The following is a 12,299-nucleotide window of genomic DNA, read 5'->3' as shown; positions in this document are numbered from 1 at the left end:
AAAAGCTTTCACTTATATGACTAATGAATTTTTTTGAAGACTTAGAAAATAAAACCATCTTGGTGATGGGTGCAAGTCAGGGGATTGGCAGACAGTTGTCTTCTGACTTAGCAAAACTCAAAGCCAGACCCCTTCTCTCGTCAAGAAATAAAGAAAAGTTAAAAGAATTAGCTCAAGAATTAAACACCAATTATTACGCATGCGACATCAATGATGACGAGTCCATAAAACACCTGGTTCAAGAGTTACCAGTATTAGATGCGGTGTGTGTAGTCAGTGGGATTGTCAAACTTGTTCCACCAAAAATGTTGCAACGAAAAACGATCGAACCGCAAATCACCACCAATCTCACATCGCCCATGTCTTTAATAGGACACTTACTCAAGTCAAAAAAAATTAAAGACTCAGGATCTGTAGTACTTACCTCAGCGGCTGCCAGATTGTGTCATCCGCCATGCACCGCTCCTTATGCGGCTGCCAAGATGGGATTGTTGGGGTTAGCTCGCTCTTTGGTCGCAGATGTATCCTTTTCTAATAAAATTCGCTTTAATGTGGCATCTTTTGATTATGTTGAGTCTGATATGTCAAACAGCGTTGAAGTTAATGACAAGGATATCATTGGGGTAAGTCCTGTAGATTATTCATCTTTGCCATTTTTATTTTTAATATCACAAAGGAGCAAATGGATTAATGGACAAATGATTGCTGCAGATGCCGGACGTATGCTTGGAAAGTCACGATATGCTTGATGATTTAGCAAAAATTAATGGTAAAACGACACTTGTCACTGGTGCGACTGGTGGTTTGGGTGAAGAGATTGTTAAGTTATTTACAAGCTCGGGTCAAAACGTAATTGCCCTCGGCAGGTCTGAGGAGAAATTAAATAAAATTAAAAATAATTCAGTAGTGCCGGTAAGTTTGGATTTAAATGACGAGGAAGCAGTTAAAAAATTTGCAAAAGAGGTAGAAGCTTTTGATAATTTAATTCTCTGTCATGGAATCATTGGCGCTAGACCAATGCGTATGTTATCAAAAAAATTTATTAGAGATGTAATAGAATCTAATCTTATTTCAACATTAGACTTTGTTTCAAATTTACTCCGCGCTAATAAAATTAACAAACCAGGCAGAATAGTTTTTATTTCTTCAATCTCTGCCTATATTGGCGCCAATAATACTGTGGCGTATGCGGCTTCAAAAGCTGGTTGTGATGCAGCTTTTAATGGGTTGGCCAGAGATTTATTGAAGAAAGATATCACTGTCAACTCGATTGCACCAGCAGCCATAGACACACCATTATGGGAGGGAAATATTGGTAACGCAGTGAATAATATTCATGATTATCCATTAGGCCTGGGTTCACCCGAGGATGTGGCAAATGCTGTGGCTTTTATATGTCTTCAAGGGTCTAAATTTATTACAGGTGAAACAGTGATTATGGATGGCGGTGCAACATGGATTTTATAACTCACAAAGTAAAAGAAGAGTCTTTAATTTTCTATTTGGCTTTTGTTTCACTAGTTGTTCTGTTTGCAGATAGGATTTTTTTTGAAAGATATTTATTTGCAGATGGCGCATGTATTTTGCTTGAAAATTTTTATCAGGGCGTATTTTCTGAAATACCAACAAGGTCTATAAGTCAATTTTTATTAAAAATACCAATGATTTTTTCTCAACAATTTCACGTTAAAGATCTTTTTATTGCGGAAAAAATATTTGCTTTAGGTTTTTTTATCCCATTTTTAATTTCATTTGGAGCAATTCAGCTCTTCAAAAATGACTACAAAAAAATAGGATACTTTATTTTTTTTCTCATTGTATCTTTGTTTTATATTCCTTACAGTTTTTTTGCTGTTGGTGAATATAATTTAATATATCCCCTAATACCCCTCATTATTGCATCTTTTTTTCAATTAAAGGATTTACCAGAGGATGTAACAGCCAGAATAATATTTAATATTTCAATATTTATTTTAATTCTTTCATACGATGTTTTTCCATTTTTCTCTATATTACTATTAACTATTTTTTTTAATCATCACCACAATAAAAAAAAGATTAATTATTTTATCCCCGAAATTGGATTATTGATAATCTCTCTTTTAGCAATCTTGAGCTCTAAATTTTCACTAGATGCTCAAATAGTTACCAACGGTCTTAAGGGGCTAACTGAATATGCCTATAGACAGCCAGATGGTTTTATATACGACACAATTATATATTTTGTTGCAGCTATGCTCATATCAACAATAATTTTTTTTACCGCTAATAATAAAAATGATAAAAAACAAAAAAAATCAAAAGTAAGAATTATTATTTTATTTGTAGTTGCCGTATTTTGTATATTAGCAAACACTGCTAACCACTACCCATCTAATTCTTATTTCTCAAAAACTATGTTCTTATTAATTATTATTTTTTTTACATCATTTATATTTCTTTTTAGCCTAGAAAAGTTTAATGGTTTTATTAAAATATCTTTAAATACACTTATTATTATTTTCCTAATAAATACTTTATTCATGTTCATTAAAGCGTACGAGTTTAAAAGTTATCTAAATGATTTTAAAAAATATATTGAAATTAATCCAACACCCTATATTTTACAAGATGAGTTTCTTTTAAATTTCAAAGATGATAAAAGATTTTACAAAAAAAGGTTTAATTATTTTGTCTATGATTGGTCTTGGGGTCATGCATGTCTATCTCAGATAATTAAGCCAGAGAATAAATCCTATGTTGTTGGTCACTGTGATCCAAATTATTATGATTTATTTCCTGAGTTAATAAAGGATTTTAAGGGACATGAGTCAAAAAATTTTAAATGTTAAGATAATTTATAATATATCCAATGATGAGGTTACTGATATTTTAAAAAGAAAAAAAATTGATAAATATTCATTGCATTATTTCAATCCTTTTGGGTTTTCAAGAAAAGTAATTGAGCAAGAATTTCTAGATTTTTTTAATCTAGAAATAAACCAATGTAATAATATTTTTATAATATTTAAAAATTTATTTTTTGGTAATAGAGTAAAACTTATATTACAAATTTTAAATAATAGAAAAATATCATTTAAAGAAATTAAATTATGAAAACAGTTATTTTAGCTGGAGGTCTTGGTTCAAGACTCTCAGAAGAAACCGATATTAAACCAAAACCACTTGTCGAAGTCGGCGGTAAGCCGATACTTTGGCACATCATGAAAATTTATTCACATTATGGATTTAACGATTTTGTCATATGTTTAGGCTACAAAGGCTATTTAATAAAAGAATATTTTATCAACTATTACAGTCATACATCTGATTTCACAGTTAATTTACATGATAACTCAATAAATTTTCATAACAACAAATCAGAAGATTGGAAAATTACACTCATTGATACAGGTGAAAATACCATGACTGGTGGAAGAATTAAAAAGATACTTAATTACGTTGATGATAACTTTTTTATGACTTATGGAGATGGGTTATCTGATGTCAATATACTTCAGCTATTAGAACACCATAAAAAATTTAATAAAATCGCGACCGTTACTGCAGTTCAACCTCCTGGCAGATTTGGTGCGCTTGCTATTGATCAAAATGTTGTTACTTCCTTTTATGAAAAACCAATTGGAGATTCCAATTTTATTAATGGTGGTTTTTTTGTTTTAAATAAAAAAATCAAGGATTATATTGCTGACGACTCTACTGTTTTTGAACAAGCTCCTTTAAAAAATCTAGTGAATGATAAAAATCTTACTGCATTTCATCATCAGGGTTTTTGGCAACCGATGGATACATTAAGGGAAAAAAATATGCTTAATGATATGTGGGATCAAAATAAGGCACCTTGGAAGTTATGGGATTAGATAAAAATTTTTGGATTAATAAAAAAGTTTTTGTAACTGGTAATACTGGTTTTAAAGGATCATGGCTATCTTTAATTCTTCATAATCTTGGTGCAAAAATGCATGGTTATGCTTTACAACCTAACACTGATCCATCAATGTTTAATTTATTAAATTTATGTGATTTGATACCAACGACATTTGCTGATATTAGAGATTTTGAGACGTTAAATCAGTCGATTCTAGATTTTGCCCCAGATATTATCATTCATATGGCTGCTCAACCACTTGTATCCGACTCTTATAATAATCCAAGAGACACCTACGAAATTAATGTGATCGGCACAGTCAATATCCTAGAGTGTTTGAAGTTGCGGAAAAATTCTTGTCTTTTAAATATTACAACAGATAAATGCTACAAAAATAACGAATGGTTATGGGGTTATCGAGAGATTGACGAGCTTGGAGGCTTTGATCCGTACAGTAGTAGTAAAGCATGTTCTGAACTTGTTACTTCCTCATTTTATAATTCATTTATTAAAAATTCGACAAATCACCTGGCTACTGCAAGGTCGGGGAATGTTATTGGTGGTGGTGATTGGTCAAAGGATAGATTGATTCCAGATTTAATAAGAGGCGTAGAGAGTAACTCTGCTGTTTACATAAGAAATCCACTATCAACAAGGCCTTGGCAGCATGTATTAGAGCCTCTTTGTGGTTATCTTAAATTAATTGAATTTTTAAATACTAAAAACTTTGAATTAGATAATATTTCATGGAATTTTGGACCAAGTTCAATTCAAGAAAAGAGTGTAGAAGATATAATAACCATCTTTGGAGAAAAATGGAGCTCCTTAGACATAAAATTTGAGAAAGATCATGTTGGTTTTCATGAGGCTGGATATTTAAAGCTTGACTCGAGCAAATCTAATAAATACCTAAATTGGACTTCCAAATTAGACTACCATGACACTATAAACATGACCATTGATTGGTACGATGCATTTTTTAATAAACAAGACATGCTAACTTTTACAGAAAATCAAATTAGAGGATACTTTGAGGATAATGGATGATAAATTAGAAAAAATTCGGGGTGATATTTTGCAGTTAATTAAATCATACAGTGATATTAAGTATGCAAACAATACCTTTATAGCTGGGGAAACATTCATTCCACCCTCTGGAAAAATCTTAGATTATGAAGAACTCATGTTCATGACAGATTCTGTTTTGGATGGATGGCTTACAACTGGGAGATTTAATAATGAATTCGAGGATAAACTATCAAATTTTCTTGGAGTGAAACATTTACTGACTACAAACTCAGGATCATCTGCGAACTTGCTAGCTTTTTCCGCACTGACTTCTCCGCTTTTAGGAGAAAAAAGAGTTTTTCCAGGTAGTGAGGTAATTACTGTTGCGGCTGGATTTCCGACAACTGTCAATCCTATTTTACAAAATGGAGCTGTACCTGTCTTTATTGATATTACTAAAGATACACACAATATAGATCCTAATTTAATTGAGGATGCAATAACTAACAAAACTAGAGCTATTATGATTGCACATAGTTTAGGTAACCCTTTTGATATTGAAAGAGTAATGGAGTTATGCAAAAAATATGACTTATGGTTAATTGAAGATAATTGTGATGCACTTGGATCAAGATATAGAAATCAACTTACTGGCACATTTGGACATATTGGAACATTAAGTTTTTACCCAGCTCATCATATAACAATGGGTGAGGGAGGAGCTGTTTTTACTAATGACTCATTATTAAAAAAAATTATTGAGTCATTCAGAGATTGGGGTAGGGATTGTTATTGTGCTCCTGGTAAAGATAATACTTGTGGTAAGAGATTTGGTTGGGAGCTTGGCAATCTTCCTAAAGGATATGATCATAAGTACACATACTCACATCAAGGTTTTAATTTAAAAATTTCTGATATGCAGGCAGCCTGTGGTTTAGCTCAGATATCTAAATTAGATGGCTTTATTAAGAAAAGAAAAGAAAATTATCAAAAACTTTATGAAGGTTTAAGTAAGTCATGTTTAGACCATATTATTCTTCCAGAACCAACCAAGGATAGTGATCCATCATGGTTTGGTTTTTTAATAACAGTAAAAAACCCAGAACTTACTCCTAGAACTGCTTTTGTTGAATATTTGAATCAAGAAAAAATAGGAACAAGATTACTATTTGCTGGCAACCTAACAAAGCAACCATATATGGTTGATAAAAATTATAAAGTTTCTGGAGTTTTAACAAATACAGATTTTATTATGAATAATAGTTTTTGGATTGGGGTTTATCCAGGAATAAATGATGAAATGATTGAGTATATGATTAATCGAATAGAGACTTTTCTTGGACTAAATTTTTAACTTTGAAAAATATTCTCATTACAGGTGGTACTGGTTATTTAGGATCTAATTTCTTAAGATCTATAGAAGGTTATGAAATTCATTTGATTTCAAGAAAAAAATTACAAAATACTTATAATCATAATTTTTATCAACCATCTGATTTTGGATTATTAAAAAAAAATCTTGAAGGTAAAAAAATTATTTTTATTCATATGGCAACATGTTATGGAAGAAATAATGAAACATTAAAAGAAATTTGTGATGTAAATATAAATTTACCATTATTAATTTTAGAAACATTTCAAGAAAATATTCAATATCTTATTAATATTGATACGACACTTGATCCAAGAAATAGTATTTATTCCGCAACAAAAAATTCCTTTAAAAAATTAATGATATTTTTCAAAAAAATAGTAAAAATAAATATTAAATTTGACTTTATGTGCGGGCCTGATAATTATAAAAGCTTCACTAACCATCTTTTAACTTCTTTTTTTAATAAAAATAAATCAATTGATTTGTCAGATTGTGATCAATTAAGAAATTTTATTTATATTGATGATTTGGTTTACGGTATTAAATTAATTATTAGTCAATTGGAATGTATTGATAAAGATATTAATTTTGATATTGGTGCCGATGAAAACCATAAATTAAAAGATTATATTGAAAGAATAAAATTTAAATTAAACTCTAGTACGAAATTAAAATATGGTGCATTAAAAAGACCAAGTTTTGATGTTGATAATCCAATTTTACAATTAGATAATATAAAAAAGATTGGATGGAAACCGGATATTAACTTTGATAATATTTTCGATAAATTAATCTCCCAAAATAAAATATGAAAATTCTTATAACAGGTGGATTGGGATTCTTAGGTTCTAACCTTGCAAAAGAAGCAATCAAAAATAATTTTGAGCTTACCATTTTTGACAATATGTCTAGAGTTGGTTCTGAAAAAAATTATCTATGGTTAAAAGATATAGGTAATTTTACTTTTTTTAATTCTGATATTAGAAATCAAAATGATGTTGAAGAGATTGTATCTTCAATAAAGCCAGATCATATTTTTCATTTGGCTGGTCAGGTAGCGATGACAACTTCCATATCTAACCCAAGAAAAGATTTTGAAATAAATGCCCTAGGCACTTTCAATATTCTTGAGGCAATAAGAAAGTATAGCCCTGGTTCATCTATAATTTACTCATCTACAAATAAAGTTTATGGTGATCTGAATCAGTTTAACTATAAAGAAGGCAATTTTCGCTATTTTTGTGAAGAGATGCCTAATGGTTTTGATGAAAATGTAGCTCTTGATTTTCACTCACCTTATGGAAATTCTAAAGGTGCCGCTGATCAATATATTCTTGATTATTCAAGAATGTTTGACATTAAAGGAGTTGTTTTAAGACATTCATCTATGTATGGAGGAAGGCAATTTTCAACTGCTGATCAAGGATGGATAGGCTGGTTTTGTTTAAATGCAGCTGAGCAAAAACATCGTAAAAATCATCAATTCGATATCAGTGGAGATGGTAAGCAAGTTAGGGATGTATTATTCACAACAGACATGGTTGATCTATATTTTTTAATCTTAAAAAATATAGATAAGGTAAGAGGACAAGCATTTAATATTGGCGGCGGACCTGATAATAGTCTATCAATTTTAGAATTATTCAATTATCTTAATTCTAAACTAGCTATGCAGCTTGAATATTCAAAAAAACCACCACGCGAAAGTGATCAATTAGTTTTTATTGCAAATATTGAAAAAATTAAAAAATTTACTGGGTGGGAGCCAAAAGTAAGCTGGTCAGATGGTATTAATAAAATGTTAGATTGGGTAAATTCGTATGCAAAATTATAAATTATCAGTCTTGGTCCCCGCATACAAAGAATATGAAAATATCAAATTACTGCTACCAAAACTAATTTTGACTCTAAAAAAATATAGTAGAAATTTTGAAATAATAATAGTAGAAAACCTAGTAACAGATCCTAGATACCAATCATTAATAAAAAAAAACAATAAAAAGTTTTTTCTTAAAAAAAATAATATCAAAATAATTAATCGAAAACCATCTGATTCTTACGGAGATGCAATTAGATCAGGTATTGAACATTTAAATTCTGAACATACGGTTATCATGGATGCTGATGGCTCTCACGATCCCATCTATATTAATCAATTTATTCAGAAATATACAACAGGCAATTACGATCTAATAATTGCATCAAGATATGTTAAGGGAGGTTATTCTAATAATAGTTTAATATTAAAAGCATTAAGTATTATTCTTAACAAATTTTTTTCGTTAACCTTAAAATTAAATTGTAAAGATATTTCAAATAGCTTTAGATTTTACAAAACAAATCAATTAAAATCGATAAAGCTTATTGGTGAAAATTTTGACATTGTTGAAGAAATTTTGATAAAGTTGACTATAAAATATCAAGTTAAAATCTTAGAAATACCTTTTTCATTTAATAAAAGATTACATGGAAAATCAAAAAGGAAACTTTTGAGCTTTATGTTTTCTTATTTAAAGCTTCTAATACATGCAAAAAATATTAAATCCAAAAACTTTTTTTAAATTTGCATTTGTTGGATCAATTGGTTTATGTGTAAACCTTACCTTATTTTATTTTCTTACTAAAATTTCTATTAATATAAATATATCTTCAATTATTTCTTTTTTATTTGCGACATTTTCAAACTTTCTTTTTAATTCAAAGTTTACTTTTAAAAGACATTATTACGGTCATATTTTAATTGCTAAATACTTCAAATATTTAAGCGTTAACATTTTAGGGTTATTAATTAACTTGATTACACTTAATGCTGTAATAAGTTATTATGGCGCCGACTTGCAACTATTTGGTCAAGCATTAGGGGTTATTTTGGGAATGATGTTTAACTATACTCTTGCTCTAAAAAAAGTATTTATTTAATATTTTTTTATACATCTTAGCTATGTTTATATTGTAATGTTCATAGCAACCCACATTTTGTTCCCTGTTTGTAAATTTGATGGCTTTTTGGACTCTTTCGCATGCTTCATAATCCTCATCTAGAACTGGTCTTAGTCCTCTTAGTCGGTGTTCAATAATCTCATCCATAAATACATCGTCAGGGTCATTTGCTTTATTGACAATCACATAGTGGGAAATCTCGTTTTTATCAGGACCTACAGGATTGTGAACTTCAATACTATAGCTTCTACCTCCATCAGGGGTGGCCATATGAAAGTTAGGAAATAAAAGCCAATTGTAATAACCATTAGAAAATGAGGGTTTAATTATCTCATCTAAGTGACCTTTTTTACCTTTGATATTGTCTCCGTCTTTGGTAAATGAGGATGCATATTTTAGAGATATTCGACCAAGTAATTTATATATTTTTGGAACATCCTCATACTGTGCCGAAAAATCCACTTCCTTGCCAAGTGTTTTTGAGTGAAGTACAGGGGGGTGGAGAGAGTCTCTTAAATTTTCAAAATTTAATTTCCAATTAAAGTCACGGACCTCAAAAAAAGTACCGTACTGATCTTGTAACATTTTTGACATAAGCTTGAGAGATTTAATGATTGCTGGGTCAAACTGGTTTTGAATAGTGATATTACTTTTTTTAATTTTTACGAATATGAACGCCCCAACAGCTACAACTTGAAATTTGCTCATGTTTGAGAAATTTTGTTGTTTTTTATTAAATTTATAACTTCGGTCATGAAAAGGGATAGTTTTTACCGAGCCGTCACAGTTAAAGGACCATGCATGATAGTCACAAACAAATGTTCCTTTACCTTTACTTTCCTTACACAACTGCATATTTTTATGGGGACACACATTTTCTAATGCAAAATATTTTCCATCTTCATGCACTAATAATATTTCACGATGACCAATTTTTTTCCTCACCCATGATTTGTTCTCTTTAATTTCATGAGTAAGGCCGGCAAAAATCCAATATTTTTCAAAAAGATTTTTATGTTCTTTTTCGAGTATTTTTTCACTTATGTAGTATTCTCTTGGCAGTATATAAGGAGAGGTTAAATTTAATTTATATTTGATCGCCTGGTAAAGTAGATTAGATTTTTGATATCCAAATTTTAATAAAGACTGTGTATTCTTAATTATATTTTTCATATGAATAAATTTTAATATTTATGTCCTAATTATATGTCAAATTAATATAGATTTTATGTTGTAATTTAATTATTAATTTTCTTTATACCTTATAATGGCTTTGAAACATCTAACAATGTTAAGCGAATATGCATATGAAGCGAATAGATTACTTAAGATATCATAAACAAGAATATTTCTATAAAGAACAAGAGCATTTGTTTTCTAAGCTTTGGATTTATGCAGCTGCTGTTCCTGAGTTTGACCAAACTCAATCCAGTTATGTATTAATTAACTCTCCAATTGGGGAAGTAATTATTACTAAAGAGAATGATCAGTTTAATGCTTTTTATAACAAGTGTTTACATCGTGGTCATCCAATCGTATCAGAGCCCTATGGTCCTCTAAGATTAATTTGTCCATATCACTGTTGGTCTTACGAGTCGAATGGGCATGTAAAAAATATTCCATTTGCTGAGAAAATGTATGGATTAAATCAGTCAGAAATTTCACAGATGAGTTTAAAAAAACTATCCATCAAACAATTAGGCGATTTTTTATTTATCAATGGGGATGATTTTCCTATTGACATTGAAGAGCAATTTGGTGAGGAAGTTTTAAATAATTTAAATAAGACCAAAGGAATGCTCAATAAAACATTTGCATCATTGTCAATCGAGCTTAATTTCAATTGGAAGCTTATTTTTGAAAACCTCAGAGACTGTGTTCATCCTCTATATTTGCATCCTACTTCTCTAACACAAGAGGTAGATTTTTTTGCAACATTTAAGGAACCTGTAATTAATAATCAACCGATTACAGAACTTGCTGAGCTATCTAATTTTAGCCGGGATGGTGAAAACAAGCTTCCTCCAGAAAAATATAAATCTGAATTTATGTGTTGCGATGATGGCAAGTCCTATTTAAATTGGTTATTATTTCCATACACCCATATTCCATCACCTGATGGTGGAACTTTATTTGCAGTGGAGAATTTCGTCCCCATTTCACCTAATAAAACACGCTTAGACTTAAGTTTTTTTATTACTCAAGCAACTGGAAAAACACCGAGTTTGGCGGTCTTTTATGAATGGTTTGAAAAAGCAAAGGTGGTTTTAAAAGAAGATTTTGTGGCTGTTGAGGGTCTGCAAAAGCAGATCGAGAACGGTCAAGATATGCAAAATTTAGGTGATTATGAAAACCAGAATGTTCGCATTAATGAATTTTTAGACCGAGAAGTGTATGCAAAATAAACTAATTATTATTCACGATAATTCTGATTTTTCTAAGGCTAAAATGGCGCATTTCGAATTTGATAACACCACTACAGTTCAAGTTTTGTTTGATCGTAACGATGAAACGCAATTTATTAAAGCTATTGAAAACAATGAGGGTGAGGTCATAAATTTTGTATCGCCAAGGAATTTTGGTTTGTATCGTGCACAAATTTATCAAATTCTAAGCAGTTTTCCAAAACTTCAGCCTCTCAAACAAGAAGATATATCAGCAAAGTTGGCAAGAGGGGCGTTCGTTGATTTATCCTGCTCCATTGGTCAAAAAGTAAGTATTGGTATCCACTCAATTGTAGGCAGTCGAACCCAGATTGGCCGTCAAGTCAAAGTAGGAAATTTCGTATCTATCGGAGAAGGAGTCGTTATTGGCCCTCAAGCTGTAATTCAATCCAATGTAGTGGTTCATGACAACGTAATCATTCCGCCTTTTGCCCATGTTGGAAAATACAATGAAATTCGAAATTACTCAAATTCAGATGATCCGCTGAGCTACCAAAATCAACACGTTGTAGACACTGACTTTTACGGTGCAACATTAACTATCCATAATCTTTAGTCAGAATATCTTATCCATTTGATACTGAATTTTTCATCCTACTTTATAATAGGATGGCGTTCAATCAAATGCTACACTATATATTTAAACTTTAAATTTCTTAAAACA

General features: G+C 30.4%; 14 protein-coding genes. 13 read left to right on the top strand and 1 reads right to left on the bottom strand.

From position 1 onward, the window contains the following. The first annotated feature begins 23 nt into the window (after nucleotides 1–23). Genes UZ34_03880 through UZ34_03830 form a run of 11 tightly spaced genes read left to right on the top strand, consistent with a single transcriptional unit; the run spans nucleotide 24 to nucleotide 9,170 of the window. Nucleotides 24–749 carry a hypothetical protein gene (locus UZ34_03880; protein ID AKO64547.1) on the top strand — a complete coding sequence of 242 codons (726 nt, stop codon included), beginning with the start codon at nucleotides 24–26 and terminating at the stop codon, nucleotides 747–749. Next, the gene (locus UZ34_03875; GenBank protein ID AKO64546.1) at nucleotides 742–1,467 is read left to right on the top strand and encodes a hypothetical protein; all 726 of its coding nucleotides are present in this window, start codon (nucleotides 742–744) and stop codon (nucleotides 1,465–1,467) included. Before UZ34_03880 ends, UZ34_03875 begins: the two co-directional genes overlap by 8 nt. Then, nucleotides 1,455–2,831 (top strand): hypothetical protein, encoded by a 1,377-nt coding sequence (locus tag UZ34_03870; GenBank protein AKO64545.1) that lies wholly within the window; start codon nucleotides 1,455–1,457, stop codon nucleotides 2,829–2,831. Before UZ34_03875 ends, UZ34_03870 begins: the two co-directional genes overlap by 13 nt. Next, nucleotides 2,806–3,096, top strand: coding sequence for a hypothetical protein (locus UZ34_03865; GenBank protein ID AKO64544.1), 291 nt, complete (start codon nucleotides 2,806–2,808; stop codon nucleotides 3,094–3,096). Before UZ34_03870 ends, UZ34_03865 begins: the two co-directional genes overlap by 26 nt. Further along, nucleotides 3,093–3,860: a glucose-1-phosphate cytidylyltransferase gene (locus tag UZ34_03860; GenBank protein AKO64543.1), complete on the top strand. Its 768-nt coding sequence runs from the start codon at nucleotides 3,093–3,095 to the stop codon at nucleotides 3,858–3,860. Before UZ34_03865 ends, UZ34_03860 begins: the two co-directional genes overlap by 4 nt. Beyond that, complete coding sequence (locus tag UZ34_03855) at nucleotides 3,851–4,915, top strand: hypothetical protein (protein AKO64542.1); 1,065 nt, start codon at nucleotides 3,851–3,853, stop codon at nucleotides 4,913–4,915. Before UZ34_03860 ends, UZ34_03855 begins: the two co-directional genes overlap by 10 nt. After that, nucleotides 4,908–6,230 carry a lipopolysaccharide biosynthesis protein RfbH gene (locus UZ34_03850; protein AKO64541.1) on the top strand — a complete coding sequence of 441 codons (1,323 nt, stop codon included), beginning with the start codon at nucleotides 4,908–4,910 and terminating at the stop codon, nucleotides 6,228–6,230. The genes UZ34_03855 and UZ34_03850 overlap by 8 nt, the downstream gene beginning before the upstream one ends. Before the next feature lie 2 nt (nucleotides 6,231–6,232). Then, entirely contained in the window at nucleotides 6,233–7,063 is an 831-nt protein-coding gene (locus tag UZ34_03845) for a hypothetical protein (protein AKO64540.1), read from the top strand. Continuing rightward, nucleotides 7,060–8,085, top strand: a complete 1,026-nt coding sequence (locus UZ34_03840) for a CDP-paratose 2-epimerase (GenBank protein ID AKO64539.1) — start codon at nucleotides 7,060–7,062, stop codon at nucleotides 8,083–8,085. The genes UZ34_03845 and UZ34_03840 overlap by 4 nt, the downstream gene beginning before the upstream one ends. Next, nucleotides 8,072–8,812, top strand: a complete 741-nt coding sequence (locus UZ34_03835) for a hypothetical protein (GenBank protein AKO64538.1) — start codon at nucleotides 8,072–8,074, stop codon at nucleotides 8,810–8,812. Before UZ34_03840 ends, UZ34_03835 begins: the two co-directional genes overlap by 14 nt. After that, nucleotides 8,778–9,170 (top strand): hypothetical protein, encoded by a 393-nt coding sequence (locus tag UZ34_03830; GenBank protein ID AKO64537.1) that lies wholly within the window; start codon nucleotides 8,778–8,780, stop codon nucleotides 9,168–9,170. Before UZ34_03835 ends, UZ34_03830 begins: the two co-directional genes overlap by 35 nt. On the opposite strand, the gene UZ34_03825 is transcribed toward UZ34_03830, so the two are convergent. Beyond that, the gene (locus UZ34_03825; protein AKO64536.1) at nucleotides 9,150–10,364 is read right to left on the bottom strand and encodes a hypothetical protein; all 1,215 of its coding nucleotides are present in this window, start codon (nucleotides 10,362–10,364) and stop codon (nucleotides 9,150–9,152) included. The two genes, UZ34_03830 and UZ34_03825, sit on opposite strands and share 21 nt — an antisense overlap. Nucleotides 10,365–10,498: 134 nt before the next feature. Here UZ34_03825 and UZ34_03820 point away from each other — a divergent pair, with 134 nt between their 5' ends. Both UZ34_03820 and UZ34_03815 read left to right on the top strand, forming a co-directional pair. After that, nucleotides 10,499–11,596 (top strand): hypothetical protein, encoded by a 1,098-nt coding sequence (locus UZ34_03820; protein AKO64535.1) that lies wholly within the window; start codon nucleotides 10,499–10,501, stop codon nucleotides 11,594–11,596. Then, nucleotides 11,586–12,191: a hypothetical protein gene (locus UZ34_03815; GenBank protein AKO64534.1), complete on the top strand. Its 606-nt coding sequence runs from the start codon at nucleotides 11,586–11,588 to the stop codon at nucleotides 12,189–12,191. The genes UZ34_03820 and UZ34_03815 overlap by 11 nt, the downstream gene beginning before the upstream one ends. Nucleotides 12,192–12,299: the final 108 nt, after the last annotated feature.

The sequence above is a fragment of the Methylophilales bacterium MBRSF5 genome, from assembly GCA_001044335.1.
In the GTDB taxonomy this organism is placed as follows: domain Bacteria; phylum Pseudomonadota; class Gammaproteobacteria; order Burkholderiales; family Methylophilaceae; genus BACL14.
The sequence above is the reverse complement of the archived record's forward strand: the minus strand, read 5'-3'. Positions and strand labels throughout refer to the sequence as shown.

What these genes read in the sequence shown, in the direction of transcription:
- UZ34_03880 (AKO64547.1), top strand. Translation starts at nt 24, where the DNA reads ATGAATTTTTTTGAAGACTTAGAAAATAAAACCATCTTGGTGATGGGT.
- UZ34_03875 (AKO64546.1), top strand. Translation starts at nt 742, where the DNA reads ATGCTTGATGATTTAGCAAAAATTAATGGTAAAACGACACTTGTCACT.
- UZ34_03870 (AKO64545.1), top strand. Translation starts at nt 1,455, where the DNA reads ATGGATTTTATAACTCACAAAGTAAAAGAAGAGTCTTTAATTTTCTAT.
- UZ34_03865 (AKO64544.1), top strand. Translation starts at nt 2,806, where the DNA reads ATGAGTCAAAAAATTTTAAATGTTAAGATAATTTATAATATATCCAAT.
- UZ34_03860 (AKO64543.1), top strand. Translation starts at nt 3,093, where the DNA reads ATGAAAACAGTTATTTTAGCTGGAGGTCTTGGTTCAAGACTCTCAGAA.
- UZ34_03855 (AKO64542.1), top strand. Translation starts at nt 3,851, where the DNA reads ATGGGATTAGATAAAAATTTTTGGATTAATAAAAAAGTTTTTGTAACT.
- UZ34_03850 (AKO64541.1), top strand. Translation starts at nt 4,908, where the DNA reads ATGGATGATAAATTAGAAAAAATTCGGGGTGATATTTTGCAGTTAATT.
- UZ34_03840 (AKO64539.1), top strand. Translation starts at nt 7,060, where the DNA reads ATGAAAATTCTTATAACAGGTGGATTGGGATTCTTAGGTTCTAACCTT.
- UZ34_03835 (AKO64538.1), top strand. Translation starts at nt 8,072, where the DNA reads ATGCAAAATTATAAATTATCAGTCTTGGTCCCCGCATACAAAGAATAT.
- UZ34_03830 (AKO64537.1), top strand. Translation starts at nt 8,778, where the DNA reads ATGCAAAAAATATTAAATCCAAAAACTTTTTTTAAATTTGCATTTGTT.
- UZ34_03825 (AKO64536.1), bottom strand. Translation starts at nt 10,364, where the DNA reads ATGAAAAATATAATTAAGAATACACAGTCTTTATTAAAATTTGGATAT.
- UZ34_03820 (AKO64535.1), top strand. Translation starts at nt 10,499, where the DNA reads ATGAAGCGAATAGATTACTTAAGATATCATAAACAAGAATATTTCTAT.
- UZ34_03815 (AKO64534.1), top strand. Translation starts at nt 11,586, where the DNA reads ATGCAAAATAAACTAATTATTATTCACGATAATTCTGATTTTTCTAAG.